This window comes from Aquimarina algiphila, assembly GCF_947494415.1.
Classification (GTDB): Bacteria; Bacteroidota; Bacteroidia; order Flavobacteriales; family Flavobacteriaceae; genus Aquimarina; species Aquimarina algiphila.
Window position 1 is genome coordinate 227,217 of sequence record NZ_CANLVC010000006.1, and the last position, 21,638, is coordinate 248,854.

The following is a 21,638-nucleotide window of genomic DNA, read 5'->3' on the forward strand; positions in this document are numbered from 1 at the left end:
TTTAAAAAGTTAAATTAATATTCAATCCCCAGCTTCTTGTCGAAGGAAGACCTAAAACATCAACCCCTTGCAGTGCATTTCCGGTACTTAAGGAAACATTAGGATCGTGAGGAGCATCTTTATAGAAAAAGAATAAATTATTACCAATTGCCGAAGCTTTTATATTCTTGAAAAAAGAAGATTCTGATAATTTGAAGTTATAACCAATAGCCAGTTCTGCCAGACGAACATTAGTTGCACTGTATACATACTCTCCTGTAAATCCATTTCTACCTCCAGCAAGCCCGTAGTATTCCTGAGCCGTAAGAGTAGAAACAGTTCCAGAAGGATCAACAACTTCTATAGGTGCATTTTCAGTCTCTCTTCTAGAATTATTACTTAATCCTTCTACTACAGCTTCTGTTAAACTCACTGTTTCTCCACCAAATTTTCCATCTATAAGAAAGTCCAGGCTTATATTTTTATATGTTAATGTGTTATTCCACCCTAAAGTAAAATCGGGATTAGCATTACCAATTTTTTCAAGACCAGCTATAGTGTTATCTGGATTCTCATCATTGATAATCAAAGCACCATTATCTACAATAGGTCGACCATTCGCATCACGTTTTACTACCTGAGCATATATGTCTCCATAAGATCCGCCTTCGACCAAATAGGAGGCAAAAGTATTTACTCCAGGAGCAGAAATAACCTGATTATCGATTTGTACATCATCTGAAGGATTACTAATTTCCTCAACCTCATTATCATTAGTAGCAAAATTTATGTTTGATGTCCATTTAAAGTTTTCTGTTTGTATTGGTGTGATAAAAATAGATCCTTCAAAACCTTGGTTGATAATATCACCAGAATTAACCCCTACGGTTACAGCTCCTGTTCCTGTTGAAACGGGAACCTGGAAATATTGATCTACAGTACTAGTGTGATAATATCCAATATCAAATCCGAATCTACCATCAAAAAAACGCCATTCTGTTCCGATTTCATATGATTGTTGCTGTTCTGGTCTAACCTCTCCAAGAGGACGTACAGGATTAAGTGGGCTTATACCTCCACCAAATAAGATTTGTCGCTCTGGAAAAACTGTATTTGCAGGAACATCGTTACCAACTTCTGCATATGAGGCCCGTACTTTTGCAAATGAAATTCGATCCCCTAAGTCAAAAACCTCACTCAAAATACCAGTTACACCTACCGAAGGATAGAAATAAGAATTATTATTAGAAGGCAAAGAAGATGACCAATCATTACGAGCAGTTAAATCAACAAATAGTTTTTCATTAAATCCTATGGTAGCACTTGCAAAGACAGAATTTACCTTTTTGTCTAAGGAAGTTTGAGATAGTGAAACCTGTGGATTAGCATTAAAATTTTGAATAGAGAATACGTTAGCAAATTGAAGTCCACCTGCGGTTCCCGAATCAGCATTTAGAATCTCTGTAGAACTTCTCGTAGTACTGGTACCAACATTTGCCGATAAAGAAATAGTATTAAACTGTTTAGATATAGAAGCAATTATATCTCCATAAATTTGTCTGATATCCTGTTCATTAAAAATGTATCGTCCGGTACTGGGAGCTAATGTAGCTTCCGTCGTAGCAAATATCTCTTTGTCATAATTTAAAAGAGTTTGATCATAAGTACCTCTGGTTTGTAGTGATAACCAATCATTAATTTTAAACTTTAAATTTAAAGAGGCTAATAATTTTCTATTGATATCTTCACTGGCATTTCTGTTTAAAATCCAGTATGGGTTTTGCTCAATATCAAAAGTTGGTCTAAACCATCGTTGACTCTGAATATTTCTAGTGTCATCAAATTCTTCGAATCGTTCGTAGCTAGATAATCGTTCTCCGGGAGAATCAAAATTGTAAGCACCAACTAAAGGGTTAAAATATAATCCAGATACTGGACGATTATCAATAGTTTGAGTTGAAGCTAAAACACTTGCGTTAGCAGTAACTACACCATCAAAAAACTTAGCAGTTTCTCGTATATTAATAGTATGTTGTTTTAGATCATTTGTCGGAAGTATACCAGAAGCAAAAGTATTAGAATACGAAAAATAAGTTTGTGCATTTTCACTACCTCCAGAAGCAGATAAAGAAGTTATTGATGTGACTCCGGTATTAAAGAAATCTTCAATGTCATTTTCTGCTTTGTCATTTAAATCAATGTAATATGCAGCACTCTCAACAAGAATATTAGAAGAGAAATTTACCTTAAAACTTCCTGCTCTACCTTTTTTGGTAGTAATTAATATAACTCCGTTCAAACCGGCACTCCCATAAAGTGCTGATGCAGATGCTCCCTTTAATACAGTTAAAGATTCAATGTCATCTGGGTTAATAAGAGATAAGACGTCTCCACCATCTTTATTCCCACCATTAAGATCACCAAAAGTATCATTCGGTTGCCCTCCGGTCGGATTAGATAGCGGAATACCATCCACAACATAGAGCGGTTGGTTGTTACCTAGAGAAGAATTACCTCTAAGAGTTACCTTAACAGATCCTCCAACCCCAGAAGAACTTCTATTAACAACAACCCCAGATATCTTACCAGAAAGGCTATTGACAGGGTTTGTTTGTTTGACTTTACTTAATTCTGCTGCATTAATATCTTGAGCAGCATATGTTAATGATTTTCTACTTTTTTGAATACCAAGTGCAGTTACCACTACATCATCTAATTGTTCTGTATCTGCTTCTAACTGTACATTAATTACGGTATCACTACCGACAGTTATTTCCTTACTAGCCATTCCCAAATACGAAAATACGATTACATCTTCTGTGGCAGCAGTAATGGTATAATTACCATCAAAATCTGTCTGCACCCCATTCGTAGTTCCTTTTATAATAATATTAACTCCTGGCAGCGGTATGCCATCTGAAGCCCCCTTTACTATACCTGTAATTTGGATCCCCTGTCCAAAGCTCAGAAAAGAAAAAAATAATAAAGTGGTAAGGGTTAAAATTTTTTGTTTCATATTATAGTGTTGTTTATTTGAATGATCTCAAAGTAGTATTTTAATACTCCCGCAAAATTTTTTTTAGACAAACGACACCGTTTTAATAACAATCAACAGATAGTCAGAGATATCAGTATTTTGGCTGTTATCACTTTCTTAATTTTTTTGGTTTTCTGTATAAATAGCCTTACTTTTTTCAAAATTTTTTGTTAAAACGTTAATAAAAAAAAGAATTTTATCAATTATTAATAATGGGGAACGGTGTTCATAAAACAATTAAAAGAATCTATCACTTATACTTTTGGATTGTTTATTTTCTGTTTAATTGGGTACGATGGGGAAGTTATTTTAATGATTATTGGTATTCATTAAAATCCAATCTTGTCGAATTTCCTCTTCATTTGATTATAGTATATTTTAATATTTATTATCTGGTTCCGAAGTTTATACTTAAAAAAAAGTATGTAGGTTATCTTGTTGCACTTTGTATTGCACTTGGTGTACATTATGTTTTAAGATCTGGACTTAATTTTTGGCTGGTTACAGAGGATATTTGGCCAGAAGTACAAGGAAAACTTAACCCTTTTGGTTTTAATCATATTGTTGCTGTTACTATAGGAGAACTATATGTAATAGGACTTACTTCTGCTATAAAATTTACAGTAGATTTTGTAACAGAGCAAAATAAGAATAAACATTTAAGCGAATTACAATATAAAACAGAATTGAAATATCTGAAAGCTCAGATTCAACCCCACTTTTTTTTTAATACTCTAAATAGTTTATATGCGTTGACGATACAAAAATCTGAAAAAGCTACAGATTTGGTATTGAAACTTTCTAATTTCATGAGATATGTAATCTATGAAACCAGTCAAAAAAAGTTACCTCTTTTACAAGAGATCGATCATATAGATAATTATATCGAACTTGAAAAAATGCGTCATTGTGATAGGGTAATTTCAAATGTAGATATAAGTGGCAATATAGATGATGTTAAAGTCGTTCCTATGTTGTTTTTGCCTTTTATAGAAAATGCTTTTAAACATGGTCTTCGGGATAATGATAGAATGGAGCTATCTATTTCTTTTGAAAGAAATGGCAATGAATTGATATTCATATCCAAAAATAATTATGAAGAACAATTAGAAATTGAAAAATCAAATGGGATAGGTATAAAAAATGTAAAACGAAGATTGCAAATTCTCTATCCCAAAAATTTTACGTTAAACATATCAAGAAAAAATAATGAATATTCGATTTTACTTAAAATCCCCATCTAATGACTATTAAATGTATAATAATTGATGATGAACCCTTAGCCATAGAAGTTATTGAATCTTTTTTGGAAGAATTTAAAAATGTTCAGATTGTTAATGTTTTTAGAAGTCCGATAGAAGCATTACCCGTTTTAGAACTAGGCGATATTGATGTAGTGTTTTTGGATATAAATATGCCTAAGATGAACGGCTTGGAGTTTTTGAAAAGCTTGCAAGTATATCCTCAAGTGATCATTACTACGGCTTATAAAGAATATGCACTAGAAAGTTATGAATTAGAAGTTTTGGACTATTTGGTAAAGCCTATCTCCTTTAATCGGTTTTTAAAATCGATAAATAAATTAACTGCTAGATTAATTGCAATTAAAAAACATGAACCTTCTATAGATCTCATTCAGCCAGCTCATATTTTTTTGAAGGTAGATAAGAAATTAGTTAAGATTCTCCTTAGTGATATCCTTTTTATAGAAAGCCTTAAAGACTATATCAGGGTGAGTACAATAGAGGGGACTTTTATGTCACATAAATCTCTTTCAAGTATAAGTGAAGAACTTCCTTCAGAAAATTTTATTAGAATTCATAAATCATATACAATAGCCATAGATAAAGTTAAGTCAATAGAAGGTAATCTTTTGGAAGTTGGAGGCAAAAGAATTCCTATCGGAAGAAATTATGCGGCGCACGCCAAACAACAAATATTAAAGAACAAATCAAATTTATTAAAATAAAAACCAAGAATGGAACTAAGTACCTTAGATTATTCAATCATCATATTCTTTTTCTTAACTACACTTATTATAGGTGTTGTAGTAGCCAGGAAGTCTGGGAAGAACACATCAGAATACTTTTTATCCGGTCGTAATATGCCATGGTGGCTCTTAGGATTTTCTATGGTAGCAACTACTTTTTCTACTGATACACCTAATCTGGTAACAGATATTGTTAGACAAAATGGGGTTTCTGGAAATTGGATATGGTGGGCTTTTTTGTTAACAGGTTTACTCACTGTATTTATTTATGCAAGATTATGGAGGCGATCAAATGTGAATACAGACATGGAATTTTATGAATTACGATATTCTGGAAAATCAGCTCGGTTTTTGAGAATATTTCGCTCGGTTTATCTGGGTTTTATTTTTAATATACTTGCTATGTCTGGTGTTACATTAGCCGCTATTAAGATTGGTCAAGTAATGTTAGGATTATCTGCTATTGAAACCGTTGGTTATGCCGCTATTGTTACGCTTGTTTTTAGTGCAATAGGAGGGTTTAAAGGGGTAGTGTACTCTGATTTTTTATTATTCTTTGTTGCAATGGCAGGTGCAATCGGAGCAGCTTATTATTGTGTGAATTTACCCGAAGTAGGAGGTATTAATAATTTGGTGTCGAATCCCAATGTACAAGACAAACTATCGCTTGTTCCAAAATTGGAAGATAAAAAAGGGTTGATCACATTACTGGTTATACCTTTGGCTGTGCAGTGGTGGAGTTCCTGGTATCCTGGAGCAGAGCCAGGTGGAGGTGGGTATATAGCACAGCGTATGCTTGCTTCAAAAAGTGAAGGACATGCGATCGGAGCTACATTCTTTTTTAATATTATGCATTATGCATTAAGACCTTGGCCTTGGATTATCGTTGCATTAGCTTCCCTTATTGTATTTCCTGATCTTGCAAGTTTAAGCGAAGCTTTTCCGGGAATCACAGAGGATAAGTTGGGGCATGATCTTGCATATCCTGCGATGTTAACAAAATTACCAGCAGGACTTTTAGGACTAGTGGTAGCGTCTTTAGTGGCAGCTTATATGTCAACTATTTCAACACACTTAAACTGGGGAGCTTCATATCTGGTAAATGATGTTTATAAAGAGTTTGTAGATAAAAATGCCACAGAGAAAAAACTAGTGAATGTAGGAAGAATAGCAACTATTTTATTGATGATAGTGAGTACTTTAATTGCGTTAGCATTAACTAATGCGGTTCAATTATTTAAGTATATATTAATGTTTGGAGCCGGTACTGGACTTATTTTTATTTTAAGATGGTTTTGGTGGAGGATTAATGCCTGGAGCGAAATTTCAGCAATGTTTTCATCAGGTATCATTTCTATAGTGATAAGTACTTCTTTTATTAACGAAAAGCTGTTTGGTAAAGCAATAGAAAATGGCTTTCAAGAAGGAATATTCCCTGATTGGTTCGAGTTTCCTTTTGTTGTTTTAGTGACTACTATTGTCTGGTTATTGGTTACTTTTCTTACCAAACCCGATGATGATCAAAAACTGTTTGATTTTTATAAGAAAATACAACCCGGTGGACCTGGATGGAAATTTATATTAAACAAAGCCAAAAAACAAGACGTAGAAATTATCACGGGCAAAGAAAGGTGGATGGTTCCTTCTGGGATATTAGCCATGATTTTAGGATGTATTCTAGTCTATGGAGCATTATTTGCAACTGGAAACTGGATATACGGAAATTACACAGATGCCTCTATGTTAACTGTTGTAGTAGTGATTGCAGGGTTCTTGCTATCCAGGCTTTGGAAACGAATAGGTAAAACTCTGGTGTCATAACTATTGTGAAAAGGATACAGTCAGTTGATTTTTTAAGAGGGTTTACCATAATATTAATGATTTTGGTAAATACCCCTGGAGATTGGTCTTATGTATATGCACCTTTATTGCATGCCGAATGGAATGGTTTGACCTTAGCCGATTTTGTATTTCCTTTTTTTCTATTTATTGTTGGTATCTCTATTTCATTTGTTTATAAGGAAAAAAATAGAGATACCACTACATACAAAAAGATCATATTTAGAAGCATAAAACTTATTATACTAGGATTGTTTCTCAATGCTTTTGTTCCCTATATTCCTTTTCTTGAAATTAAATCTTTACGCATTCCGGGAGTGTTACAACGTATAGGAATTGTATTTTGCATAGCATCTATATTGTATCTTAATTGCACTAAAAGGCAATTATTAATGATCTCAGGATTGATACTTGTAGGATATTGGTTATGGTTAGCGTATATTCCTTTACCCAACGGAGCTTCTCCAATATTGCAAAGAGGATCTAATAACTGGGCTAATTATATAGATTATGAGTTGTTAAAAGGACATATTTGGAAGCCTGATTATGACCCCGAAGGAATTCTAAGTACTTTTCCAGCAATAGTGACAACACTCATTGGAGTTTTTATAGGTGAAATTTTAATAAGCACAAAAAAACAGAAGCTATTTTTTCTATCAACAATAGGGATGGTTTTTATTGTAATAGGGTATATGTGGGGGTTTTTATTTCCAATCAATAAAGCCTTATGGAGCAGTAGTTTTGTATTAATAACTTCAGGGTATGCGATTTTGTTTTTAGTGTTGTTTTATTATTTAATGGATGAAAGTAAGTATAATTTTGGTTCAGTTATAAAATCAGTTGGGGCTAATGCCATTATCATTTATTTTTCTTCCAGTATACTTACAAAAATATTTTATTTGGTTCATATCACCCAGGATACTTCTATCCATAGTTGGCTTTTTGAATGTTTGTTTGTTTATGAGTTTTTGGACAGAAGTTTTTCCTCATTTATATATGCAATTGCGGTTGTAGTATTTTATACCTTAATGGCTTATGTGCTCTACAAAAAAAAGATATTCTTTAAGGTCTAAACATATTGTGTTACACAAATTAGAATACAAATATTTGTTAGTTTATAGACATTGTTTTTGCAGGTTATATTGATTCATTTTTACAACATTTCAGTTTATCCTTAATTAAGTGTTACAAATCAATATTTTGAAGTTGTTTAGCGAATTAATTTCTTAGATACTTCACTTCTTTCTACTTTAAAAAACGAAAAATCAACTTAAAGCTCTTTTTTAAACTTAGTAACACACAAAAATCGTTTAAACCCTAACTATAACAATTATGAAAACTTCGAGAAGCAGCACGATTCCGTGGCTGCATTACACAACTCATGTTAAAACCGTATGTATTCTATTTTTTTTCTTAGCCCTGGGAAGCTTAAATGCCCAGGTGAATACAGGAGGAAATTCTAACACATCCAATCATAACAAACAAATCATTGGTTATATAACCAATTGGGATGCTTGGAAACAACCTACGGCAGGAGTGCCAGCTCAAGGAGCATTAACTCAGTTGAATATAGACTATTCAAAATACACTATTCTTAACTATTCCTTTTTTGGAGTAGCCAATGATGGATCTTTACATAGTGGAGATCTTCGAAATAAGAATATTTATCAACCAGGAGCTGTGCAACAACCAGGTGATATACTATTTAGTGATGTATATAGTAGTTGGGATTTTCATATTCTTTTTGGTGAAATCGAACCTATTCAGTACATCAATGAAGCTGTAAAACAACGCGCTGAAGCATTGGGTTACCAGGTAACTGTAGGTGGAAATACCTGGAGCCATCCAGAGTGGGGGCTTGAAGGGACTTTACCATTACCATTACCAAAAGAAGGTAGTGATGGAAAAGGATTATTGGAGTTAGCACATCAAAATGGAGTAAAAGTAATGGCTTCTATCGGTGGATGGAGTATGTGTAAACATTTTCCTGAAATGGCGGCAGATCCGGTTAAAAGAGCACGTTTCATAGAAGATTGTAAAAAGCTGATTAGTATGGGGTTTGATGGAATTGATCTGGATTGGGAATATCCCGGGCCATTTCCTGGAATGAATTTTACAGGAACAAATGCTGACTATGCTAATTTTGAGAATTTAGTTCAGGAAATTAGAAATGCTATTGGTCCAGATAAATTAATTACAGCTGCAATGGCAGCAGACTATAAAAAATTAGAAGGATTTAACTGGTCAAATCTGGCCAATACCATGGATTATTTTAATATGATGACCTACGATTTTAATGGTGGTTGGTCTAATAAAGCGGGACATAATGCGCCTGTATATCCGTATGATGGAGCTGAAGCGCCAGAGTTTAACTGGCAAACATTATTTAATAAGATGACATCGATGGGAGTGCCTTCGAATAAAATAAACTTTGGTATTCCATTTTATGGAAGAGGAGTAGTAACAGAGGGTAATGCTGCATTAAACGCACCTACCGTCAAAAGAAATGTAACTATACAACCCGATGGACCTGTGAGTACTGCTGCCGATTATACAAATTGGCCACAAGAGGTATATGATGGTACACCAAATTATTTCTTTATTAAACAAAAGACTGGAGGAGGAAGCGGATGGACCAGACAATGGGATGATCAGGCTAAAGTACCTTATATGACAAAAGGAAACTTCTTTTTAAGTTATGATGATGAAGAATCTATAGGAATAAAAGCACAGTATATCAAAGACAATAACCTTGCAGGAACTATAGTGTGGACTGTTTATGGTGACTTAGAGATGAGCGGATCGGTTCAATCTTTTGGAACTAAATTAAAAAGGTGGTCCAATGTAAAATCACCATTAATCAATAAAGTAAATGAAGTTTTTGCAAGTGGCGTAGTGGGTAATGTAATGCCTACAGTTGCCATCACTTCTCCTGATTCTGGAGCAACATTTACTGCAGGATCAAATATTACTATAGCCGCAAATGCCAGTGATAGTGATGGTACAGTGACCAAAGTAGAATTTTATAACGGAAATACTAAAATAGGAGAAGACACTTCCTCCCCGTATACATTTGACTGGAATGATGTGTCTGCAGGAAATTATACGATTAAAGCAAAAGCAACCGATGATAAAGGAGGAACTGCAACTTCGTCGATATCAATTACAGTAACGGGAAGTGGAGGTAATCAGTTGCCAACAGTATCTATTACTTCTCCTCAGGCTGGAGATACATTTACAGTTGGAGCTAATGTTAGTATTTCCGTAAATGCAAGTGATAGTGATGGTACAATTACTAAAGTAGCATTCTATAATGGAACTACACTTTTAGGAGAAAAAACAACTACTCCATATACCTATAGCTGGAATAACGTTTCAGAAGGGAACTATACAATTATGGTCAAGGCTTATGATAACGAAAATGGTGAAGGGTCCTCTTCTGTTGCTATTACAGTAAGTGATACTGGTGGTTCATGTACCTCACCCGCGTATGTGCCAGGACAGGTATACACGGGAGGCGATATGGTTTCTTATCAAGGAAATGAATATAGAGCCAAATGGTGGACGCAAAATAATGATCCGGTTACCAATAGAGAAAATGTTTGGGAATTAATAGGGCCTTGCAGTGGAGGAGGATCTTCGCCACAGGTATCAATAACATCACCAACTTCGGGAACTAACTTTACCGTTGGAAATAGTATTACTATCAATGTTAATGCATCAGATAGTGACGGATCTGTTTCTAAAGTAGAATTTTATAACGGAACAACAAAGTTAGGTGAAGATGTAACGAGTCCTTATAGCTATACTTGGAATAATGCTACTATAGGTAGTTTTTCGTTAACAGCAAAAGCTACTGATAATGAGAATAAACAAAGTACTTCTTCTGTTGTATCGATAACCGTTGGAAATGATGGTGGATGTACAGGTAGTAGTGATTTTAAAGTGGTAGGGTATATGCCAAGCTGGCAAGGCACCCCTTCGAATATTCAATATGATAAATTAACACATATAAATTATTCATTTCTGTTACCAAATAGTGATGGTAGCCTTCGTCCTTTGGATGGTACTGCAAAAATGCAACAAATTATTACTCAAGGTCATGCTCAAGGTGTAAAAGTACTAATTGCCGTAGGAGGATGGATGGATGGAAATGATTCAGCATTTACAACCCTTGCAGCTAATCCATCAACAAGAACTATATTTATAAATAACCTGGTAAATTTTGTGAATCAGTATAATCTGGATGGTGTTGATATGGATTGGGAATATCCTCGAGAAGGAAATGAGCCTCAGAATTATGAATTATTAATGCAGGAGTTAGGACAAGCGATGCATAGCAGAGGGAAATTATTGACTGCTGCAGTAGTAGTTTCCGGATGGAATGCCGACGGAATATTAAGTGGTGTTTTTGATGATGTAGATTTCTTAAATATCATGGCATATGATGGTCCAGATCATTCTTCAATGGGACAAGCCGAAGGAGGATTAAATTATTGGTTAAGTCGTGGGTTGCCAAAATCTAAAGCCGTATTAGGAGTGCCCTTCTATAGTAGGCCACAAGTAAAAAGCTATACTGAGTTATTAGCTATGGGAGCAAATCCTAATAGTGATTCTTATCAAGGAATGAATTATAATGGAATAGCTACAATAAAAGCTAAAACAGAAATGGCTTTAGAAAGAGGTGGAGGAATTATGATGTGGGAGCTATCACATGATACTAATGACCAAGCAACATCACTACTGGCAGCAATTCATCAGGTAACCGGTGATCCTTGCGGTGGAAATAATACTCCACCAACGATATCAGTAACATCTCCTGCATCTGGAGCATCTTTTACCACCGGAACGAACGTAACGATTAATGCAGATGCTTCAGATAGTGATGGAAGTATTACTAAAGTAACATTCTATGTAGATGGAGCTATGGTAAGCGAAGATACATTATCACCATATTCTGCGAGTTGGACTGCAATTGAAGGAAACCATACGTTGACAGCAAAAGCCACAGATGATGATGGAGCTATGACTACATCTTCTTCAATTGAAATAAGCGTAACGGGAGGTACAGGTAATGAGTCGCCAACAGTAACTATTACAAACCCTTCTCAAGGAGCAACGTATACTGTAGGACAAAGTGTGAGCATAGCAGCTAATGCAAATGATACAGATGGTAGTATAAGTAAAGTGGCATTTTATGTAGATGGAATCATGATAAGTGAAGATTTTTCAGCTCCATTTACAGCAAACTGGACATCAACATTAGGAAGTCATAATATTACAGCAATGGCAACAGATGATGATGCCGCAACAATTACTTCTATTGCAGTAGCAATTACGGTAAATACAGATGCCGGAGGTGATTGCGATGCTGCACCTTATGTTGACGGATCAGCATATAATACGGGTGATGTTGTACAGAATTTTGATAAAAAATATGAATGTATTGTTGGTGGATGGTGTAGTATAGGAGGTCCTTATGCTCCTGGTGATCCAAATGGTTGGGCTTGGCCAAATGCATGGAAAGAAATTGGAGATTGTACCGGCGGTGGTGGAGCACTTACAGTGTCCATTACACAACCAAATGATGGTGCAAGTTTTACAATTGGACAATCTATAAATATAACAGCAACCGCAAACGATACAGATGGAAATGTTACTAAAGTTGAGTTCTTTGTGGATGGAGTAGAAGTTGGAGAAGACATGTCATCGCCATACAGTACAAATTGGACTGCTACTCAAGGAAATCATACACTTATGGCACGTGCAACCGATAATGATAATACAACAATAGATTCAGCACCAGTTACCATAACTGTAGGATCAATAAATCCACCACCGCCAGGAGGAGATCTTCCTAAGCGAATATTAGTAGGATATTGGCATAATTTTGATAATGGTTCTTCAACTCCAAAACTAAGAGATGTATCTGATAAATGGGATGTAGTTAATGTCTCTTTTGCAATTCCTAAAGTTCAACTAGGTGCAGACATGGAATTTATTCCGGATAATAGTATATATTCTTCTATACAAGAGTTTAAGGATGATGTAAGAGTCTTACAAGGTAGAGGTCAAAAGGTCCTAATTTCTATGGGTGGTGCTACTGGAGCAGTTGATGTAGATAACCCTTCGGATGCTCAGATTTTTAGTAGTTCAATGACTAATATTATTAATGAATACGGATTTGATGGAATGGATATTGATTTTGAAGGTACTTCAATTTCTTTGGCCCCGGGAGATACCAGTTTATCAAATCCGACTTCTCCAAAAGTAGTAAATCTTATTTCTGCTTTCAGATCTATCCTTTCTCAATACGATATGTCTAAATTTATTCTATCGATGGCTCCTGAAACGGCTTATGTTCAGGGTGGTATTGGGCAGTACGGTGGTATTTGGGGAGCATATCTTCCTTTAATTCATGCATTACGTACAGAAATGGATTACATCCATGTTCAACACTATAATACTGGTAGCATGTTAGGATTAGATGGTAGATCATATTCTGCTGGAAATGCAGATTTTCATGTAGCGATGGCAGAAGTATTATTACAAGGATTCACATTAAGTACGGGAGAACAGTTTCCTGCTTTACGACCAAATCAGGTTGCAATAGGATTACCAGCTAGTCCATCCGCAGCTGGAAGTGGATATACAAGCGCATCCGAGGTTCATAAAGCATTGGATTATATTATCAAAGGACAATCTTTTGGGGGACAATATACCCTTCAAAACCCTTCAGGTTATGCTGATTTCAGAGGATTAATGACTTGGTCCATTAATTGGGATATTGTAGCTGGATTTGGATTCTCTACTCCTCATAGAACATATTTGGATGCCTTAGACGGTAGAGCAAGCAAAACGATCAATGCTGTAGAAGTATATCCTAATCCAATTGCTGGAGATTTAATGAATGTAAATATCAAAGCTTCCAGAGCAAATTCTGATTTCAATTTGGGAATATTTAATACCAGCGGAATCAAAATGTTAGATTTCAAGAGTACACTTACACAAAAAGGCGATAATCTTAAATCTTTTGATGTGAGTACACTTCAGGAAGGCTTATATTTTTATATTATTTCTTTACCAAAAGAAAAGATCAATGGTAAAGTAATGATAAAACGCTAACCCCGATTTCTTACCATCCGATGTTATAGAAACTACTATGGCATCGGATGGTTTTTATTTTAGATACCCTATTCTAATATCTTTTATGATATAGAAATCTATACTACTTTCTTAAAACCTAATGTATGAAAACACAATATATACGAACAAGGTATTTCGTTTTAATTCTATCTTTTTTCTGGACACTTATTAGTTTTACAACTATAGCGCAAGAAACTCCTGTTGCTCAAAATGGCCAGCTCAAAGTATGCGGAACACAACTTTGTAATCAATATAATAAACCAATTCAACTTAGAGGAATGAGTACTCATGGCATACAATGGTATGGTTGGGGAAATTGTTTAACAGAATCTTCACTAGATGCCCTAGCCTATGATTGGGATGCTGACATCCTTCGAATCTCCTTATATGTACAAGAAGGAGGATATGAAACTGATCCCGTAGGATTTACCAATCAGGTAAATCGATTAATTGAAGAAGCTACAGCAAGAGGAATGTATGCGTTAGTAGATTGGCATCAATTAAATCCGGGAGATCCAAATTATAACTTAGAAAATGCGAAACGTTTTTTTACCGATATCGCTAATCAACATAAAAATAAAAATAATATCATTTATGACGTTTGTAATGAACCCAATGGTTCTGGAGTTACCTGGAATCGTATAAAAACCTATGCAGACCAGATTATACCTGTTATTCAATCGATTGATAATGATGCCGTAGTCCTTGTGGGTACTCATGGGTGGTCAACTTTTGGTGTATCGGGACAGGGGAATTTGCAAGATGTTATTAATAACCCATTACAGTTTGATAATGTGATGTATACTTTTCATTTTTATGCTAAGAGTCATGGAGAATTGTATTTAAACAGATTAGATGAAGCGTCTAGTCAATTGCCTGTTTTTGTAACTGAGTTTGGTAGTCAGGAAGCTAGTGGTGATGGACCAAATGATTTTGTAATGACGCAACGATTTATCGATCTGATGCAACAAAAAAAGATTAGTTGGACAAGTTGGAATTATTCTGATGATTTTAGAACTGGCGCAGTTTGGCAATCCGGAACTTGTTCTGGTGGACCTTGGACTACTGATAGACTTAAATCAGCAGGAAGCTGGATCCGAGATAAAATTAAATTTCCAGCAGATAATTTTCCTGGAAATGGAGGAAGTGATACACAATCCCCTTATGCTGGTACTCCAAGAAATATTCCTGGTAAGATCGAAGCCGAAAACTATGATCTTGGGGGGCAAAATATAGCATTTAATGAACTTTCTGATAGTAATGAAGGAGGTGAGTATCGTAATGATGCTGTAGATATTGAAGTTTGTTCTGAAGGAGGATATAATATTGGTTGGATAAAAACTGGAGAATGGCTTGAATATACTGTAAATGTAGAAACCGCAAAAACATATACATTAGAATCCAGAGTTGCAGCAATTTCTTCTGGAAGAAAATTTCATATAGAAGTTGATGGACAAAAAAGCAGTGGTCAGATTGATGTCCCTAATACTGGTGGATGGCAAAATTGGCAAACTGTAACAACTTCTGTAACATTAAATAAAGGAGTACAAGTAGTTCGAGTCGTTATGGATAGTGATGATTTTAATCTGAATTATTTGATATTTAAAAATGAAGAAAATCCGTCGAATCAATCTCCAACAGTAGTAATTACATCTCCACAACAGGGAACTTCTTATACTGCCGGGCAGACATTAAACATATCAGCCAATGCAAATGACATAGATGGAAATGTAACCAAAGTAGAGTTTTTTGTGGATAATACTAAAATTTCTGAAGATATATCTTCACCATACACAACAGATTGGACTGCTATAACAGGTAACCATACAATTCGAGCCGTTGCTATTGATAACGATGATGCTATAACTTCTTCAACAGTGGATGTTATAGTACAAACGAATACAGGTGGAGGAAGCTGTGATGTGGATATATATTCACAAAACGGAAATTATGCTGCAGGAAATCAGGTGCAAAACAATGGGAGCATCTATGAATGTAAGCCCTGGCCATTTTCTGGATGGTGTAGTGGAAATTCAAGTGCATATGCTCCAGGTACAGGAACCCATTGGGAAGATGCCTGGATAATCATAGGTTACTGTACCGCCAGGACGGCACAACAAGAAACTTATTTTACGTTGACAAAAAACTATCCAAACCCTTTTGATGAGGTAACGAATTTTCAATTAGAATTAACAAAATCAAGCACTGTAGCATTTACTATATATAGTCATATAGGAAATGTAGTAAAGATCCAATCGGGAATAAAAATGAAAGCAGGAATACACGATATACCGATAAACTTTTCGGGCCTTAAAGAAGGAATGTATTTCTGTAAAATTTTAATAGATGGAAAAGAAATGATCCACAAAGTGATAAAAGAATAGCTTAATTAATTGTAATACAATCTTGGTATTTCAAAATACTCACTCTTGTTACATAGAACGGGGTCGAGATACATTATAATTCAATGTTGATTTCTTGACTCTGTTTTATGTGATATAAAATGGTTGTTATGTAATTCATCCTAAAACACATTAAAACACACGATAATGAAAAAACATACTTTTATAAGATTAATGTTTTTAGTAGTGCTATGCTTCTTTTCGTTTCAAATACAGGCACAGACTGGGAGTTGTGTCAGTCCCCAGTATCAAGACGGAACAGCATATCAAACTGGAGACGAAGTACAAAATTTTGGTAAGCAATACCGTTGTAAAGTAGGAGGGTGGTGTTCTCTGGGAGGACCATATGCCCCGGGAGGGACAGCAGAATGGGCATGGCCAAGTGCTTGGGAGGTATTAGGTACATGTGATGGAGGAGATAGTAATCAGTCCCCTATGGTGAAAATTAATTCGCCAGTCAGTGAAGATCAGTTTCAATCTGGAGAGGTAGTAATTATTGAAGCAGAGGCTACAGATCAAGATGGGAATGTGATAAGCGTTACTTTTTTTATGAATGGAGTTGAAATTGGTGTGGATACCAGTGCACCATTCGAGTTTAGGTTTTCTCCGATGGATGGAAATCATATTATTACGGCAGTGGCAAAAGATAATCTAGGAGCAACCACACAATCTAAAGAGGTTGATATTAAGGTAACTCCACCATCAGGAGGAGACTGTAGTAGTTCACCATATGTAAATGGAACATCCTATGTGACTGGTGATGAGGTTCAGAATTTTGGAAAGAGGTATCGTTGTAAAGTTGGAGGTTGGTGTTCTGCAGGAGGCGCATATACTCCTGGTGGTTCTGCAGAATGGGCATGGCCATTGGCATGGGAAGAGTTAGGTCCTTGTACAGGAGGTAATACACCACCAGAAGTTACAGTGCTAACACCTTCTGTTGTCTATACAGGGGCTTTACCAGTAACAGTACCCTTTCGAGTTCGCGCAATAGATGCTGATGGTATTGAGCTACCTGTTATTGTAAATGTACCAGAGGGATCATTCCCTTTAGACCCAAAAGATGATGATATTTATGAAAGAGATTGGTCTTTTTCAGATTATAAAACATATACATTCACGGGATATGCTAGAGATAATAGAGAGGGTGTAACAAATTTTTCGATTGAAATTACCATAAAAGAACAGATAAGTGGAGGAGATGCTATACTTTCAGAAGCACAATACAATGAGTTCTTCCCATATCGATTTGGAACGGATTTAGATACATTTGAACTAGATCCTGCTAAAGATTTCTATACATATCAAGCGTTTATAGATGCAATTGCCAGAATGTCAAATATTGAAATAACTTTCGAAAGACGTAAAGGAACAAATTTATACCGTCTTACTAGAAAAGATAAGCAAACCAATCAATCATCAGTGATTCGTATTGATCAGGATTTTAATGCTGATTGGAATCAATCCAAACCTATAATCACCCAAGTGGTTGATTATGGAACTTTTGCTAATGAAGGAAACGAAACGATCCGTAAACGTGAGCTGGCAGCTTTTCTGGCTAATATAGCTCAAGAAACTACAGGAGGTTGGGATACTGCTCCTGGAGGAAGATATTCCTGGGGATTGTATTTTAGAGAAGAACAAGGATATGAAGGGACTGATAGGATAGGGTATAGAGACGAAAATAATATTAACTATCCTCCCGCACCTGGCAAATCCTATCATGGAAGAGGACCAATCCAACTTAGTTACAATTATAATTATGGACAAGTAAGTGAATTCTTGTTTGGAGATAAAAATATACTTATAAATAATCCAGAACAAGTTGTGCAAGATGGAGCATTAGCTTTTCAGACAGCGATATGGTTCTGGATGACGCCACAATATCCAAAACCTTCTGCACATGATGTAATGGTCGGTAATTGGACTCCTACAGTATATGATCAGGAACGTAATAGAAAACCAGGTTTAGGAATGACAATTAACATTATTAACGGCGGTATAGAGTGTGGATCAGGAACAGAATTCATTAAAGTAACTCATAGAATTGGTCACTATAATCGTTTTACAGGGATTGTTGGAGTAAATAATGACCTGGATACTACCAATGATTGTTCAGAATGTGGTTGCGCACAAATGACACCTTATACTACTCTCGAACCAGAATCGAGAACTGCTACTACCCAAACTTTAGCACTAACCAAAATGAATATCTATCCTAATCCATTTTTGGATACAGTCTCTTTTAGTTTTGAATTATATCAAAGACAGAATGTTTCTATTCATGTTTCTAGTCTTAATGGAAAACGATTAGATAAAGAAATAAAGAATAAACCTTTACAAAAAGGAACATATACTTTTTCCTGGGATACTTCAAATTACGCTAAAGGAATATACTTCTATTCAGTAACCATGGGTAAAGATACAAAGGTGTTTAAGATGGTCAAATTCTAAGAACTAACATAAAACTATAGATCACTAAAAAATAACGTCATGAAAATTTTAAATAACATCCTCACCCAACATAGAATTAGAGTACACCTTATAATTACTATATTTTTTTCATTGGGAGTAGCCAAATATATGTCGGCATCAGATACTACATATAGTAATACAATGGATATAAAGATCATTGCCTGTAGTTCTCCATCATGGGTAGCAGATAATGTATACATCAAAGGAGATAAAGTTACTTATCAAGGGACAGAGTATGAGGCGTTTCATTGGACTCAGAATCAAAATCCAGCGAGTAATAACTCACAATGGGGTCCATGGGTAGAAGTAGGACCTTGTGATGGAAGTAATATTGTCCCAACGGTGTCTATATCTTCTCCTTTATCTGGAGCTACATTTACAACAGGAAATAGCATAACCATTAGCGCTGATGCTTTAGATACTGATGGTACAATTACTAAGGTTGAATTTTTAGTTGATGGCATCGTATTATCAGAAGATACCTCTGCACCGTATATAGCAGATTGGACTGCAACATCAGGAAACCATACGCTCACTGCACGTGCAATAGATAATGATAATGCAGTAACGGTTTCATCTGATATTGTTATTACAGTAAGTATAGAGACAGGGAATCAAATGCCTATAGTTGTTATTGTAAGTCCAGCAAATAATTCATCATTTACCACAGGAGAAAATGTAGGTATTACAGCAGATGCAAGTGATGCAGATGGTAGTGTCAGTAAAATAGTATTTTATGTTGATGGAAATATGATTAACGAAGATACATCATCTCCATATACAGTAAATTGGACAGCAACCGAAGGTACCCATAGTTTGGTAGCTGTAGCAACCGATAATGAAGGCGCTAGTAGTACATCTTCGGCAATAAATATAACTGTACAATCAGATACCGGAGGAGGAAGCTGCGATGAAGCACAATATGTTGAAGATGGAGGATATGTGGCTGGAAGCAAGGTGCAAAATGATGGTAATATCTATGAGTGTAAACCTTGGCCATTTACTGGATGGTGTAATGGTGGAGCTTCGGCATACGCTCCCGGCAGTGGAACCAATTGGGAAGATGCTTGGGTATTGGTTGGAGAATGTGGTTCTGGTGGAGGGGATGGAGAGCCTACTGTATCAATTACTTCGCCATCTACAGGACAATCATTTATAGAAGGTAACTCGATTACGATTAGTGCTAATGCTTCAGATGATAACGGAACAATAACCAAGGTAGAATTCTTTAGTAATGGAATCAAATTAGGAGAAGATACTACTAGCCCATATAATTTTGATTGGAGTGGCCTTTCGATAGGAAATTACTCATTAACAGCAATAGCTACAGATAATGATAATTTGTCAACTACATCAAGTGCTGTTAATATACGTGTTATCACTTCAGGTGGTGGAGGTGGGCCACTACCAGAAAGAGTATTAAATGGATATTGGCATAATTTTCAGAATGGTTCGGGGTTGATAAAACTACGTGATGTTTCCTCTAATTGGGATATTATTAATGTTTCTTTTGCAGAACCAAAAATATCCTCAACAGACGGTGAATTAGGCTTTGAACTAGCTCCAGAATTTAACACGATCAATTATACTGAGAGTGATTTTAAATCAGATATCCAATACTTAAAAGGAATAGGTAAAAAAGTAATTATTTCTATTGGAGGAGCAGAAGGGCAAGTGAGATTAAATACTATTTCTGCCAGAGATAAATTTATAACTTCTATGATCTCTATTATCGAAGAGTATGACTTTGATGGTATGGATATTGATTTTGAAGGACAATCACTATCTCTTGACCTTGGTGATACCGATTTTAAAAACCCTACAACTCCTGTCTTAGTAAATACTATCAATGCAGTAGAAAGTGTATATAATCATTTTGGGAATGATTTTATACTCACTATGGCTCCTGAAACATTTTTTGTTCAACTGGGGTATTCATTTTATGGTGGAATTTCGCAAGGAGCTGATCGTCGCGCTGGAGCATATTTACCTTTAATCCATGCATTACGAGATAAATTAACCTTTTTACAAGTCCAGTATTACAATTCAGGGTCAATAACAGCATTAGATGATAGTTTTTATAGTATGGGTAATGCAGATTTTTATGTTGCTCTCGTAGATATGTTATTAAAAGGATTTCCGATAACAAAAGATTCAAGTAAATTTTTCCCAGCACTTCGCCCAGACCAAATTTTAATAGGAGTACCGGCTACAGTTAATGCAGGAGGAGGGTTTACAGGGTCTCAAGGAGTCATTAATGCACTGGACTATCTGATCAATGGTAATTCTTTTGGTGGTCAATATTCATTATCACAAAACTATCCAGGTCTTAGAGGAGTAATGAGTTGGTCGATTAACTGGGATCAATTTGGAGGGTTTGCCTTTTCAAACCCTGTACGAACTTATTTAGATGGATTAGGATCACGTCAAATAACTACATCTGTACAATCTAAAGCTCTTTTATATCCAAACCCATTACAGGATCGACTACAAATGCAATTAGATACAGAAACCTCTGTTGGATATACCCTAGAATTGTATAACCATATAGGGATAAAAGTATTTGAATATACAGGATTGCAAACCGATAAGAGGGCTTCATCTCCAATACCAGGAATAAATGTATTAGAACCTGGAGTGTATATCTATAAGATCAAAGTAGCTGATCAAAATTATTCTGGAAGAATCATAAAAGAATAATCATAACTATATTTTTATGATAAGAAGGATATAATTATTGTCCAGTTTTATCAAACACAAATCACTAAATATT

9 protein-coding genes are annotated in these 21,638 nt (G+C 35.4%); 8 read left to right on the forward strand and 1 reads right to left on the reverse strand.

Going from position 1 to position 21,638, the window contains the following annotated elements:
* Position 1 precedes the first annotated feature (1 nt).
* Complete coding sequence (locus tag PQF96_RS10345; RefSeq protein WP_271766022.1) at positions 2 to 2,995, reverse strand: TonB-dependent receptor plug domain-containing protein; 2,994 nt, start codon at positions 2,993 to 2,995, stop codon at positions 2 to 4.
* Between the two features lie 233 nt (positions 2,996 to 3,228).
* Here PQF96_RS10345 and PQF96_RS10350 point away from each other — a divergent pair, with 233 nt between their 5' ends.
* The 8 genes from PQF96_RS10350 (at position 3,229) to PQF96_RS10385 (ending at position 21,565) form a co-directional block, all read left to right on the forward strand.
* Positions 3,229 to 4,260, forward strand: coding sequence for a sensor histidine kinase (locus tag PQF96_RS10350; RefSeq protein WP_109434506.1), 1,032 nt, complete (start codon positions 3,229 to 3,231; stop codon positions 4,258 to 4,260).
* Positions 4,260 to 4,985: a LytR/AlgR family response regulator transcription factor gene (locus PQF96_RS10355; RefSeq protein WP_109434507.1), complete on the forward strand. Its 726-nt coding sequence runs from the start codon at positions 4,260 to 4,262 to the stop codon at positions 4,983 to 4,985. The genes PQF96_RS10350 and PQF96_RS10355 overlap by 1 nt, the downstream gene beginning before the upstream one ends.
* Positions 4,986 to 4,994: 9 nt before the next feature.
* A complete protein-coding gene (locus PQF96_RS10360) occupies positions 4,995 to 6,827 on the forward strand; it encodes a sodium:solute symporter family protein (protein ID WP_143915602.1) in 1,833 nt (610 codons plus the stop codon).
* Positions 6,828 to 6,832: 5 nt separating this feature from the next.
* Positions 6,833 to 7,918 carry an acyltransferase family protein gene (locus tag PQF96_RS10365; RefSeq protein ID WP_333967959.1) on the forward strand — a complete coding sequence of 362 codons (1,086 nt, stop codon included), beginning with the start codon at positions 6,833 to 6,835 and terminating at the stop codon, positions 7,916 to 7,918.
* A 259-nt stretch (positions 7,919 to 8,177) separates the two neighbouring features.
* Complete coding sequence (locus tag PQF96_RS10370; protein ID WP_271766023.1) at positions 8,178 to 13,970, forward strand: glycosyl hydrolase family 18 protein; 5,793 nt, start codon at positions 8,178 to 8,180, stop codon at positions 13,968 to 13,970.
* 125 nt (positions 13,971 to 14,095) lie between these two features.
* Positions 14,096 to 16,375 carry a cellulase family glycosylhydrolase gene (locus tag PQF96_RS10375; protein WP_271766024.1) on the forward strand — a complete coding sequence of 760 codons (2,280 nt, stop codon included), beginning with the start codon at positions 14,096 to 14,098 and terminating at the stop codon, positions 16,373 to 16,375.
* A 165-nt stretch (positions 16,376 to 16,540) separates the two neighbouring features.
* Positions 16,541 to 18,844, forward strand: a complete 2,304-nt coding sequence (locus PQF96_RS10380) for a glycoside hydrolase family 19 protein (protein ID WP_271766025.1) — start codon at positions 16,541 to 16,543, stop codon at positions 18,842 to 18,844.
* A 39-nt stretch (positions 18,845 to 18,883) separates the two neighbouring features.
* Positions 18,884 to 21,565 (forward strand): Ig-like domain-containing protein, encoded by a 2,682-nt coding sequence (locus PQF96_RS10385; protein WP_271766026.1) that lies wholly within the window; start codon positions 18,884 to 18,886, stop codon positions 21,563 to 21,565.
* Positions 21,566 to 21,638: the final 73 nt, after the last annotated feature.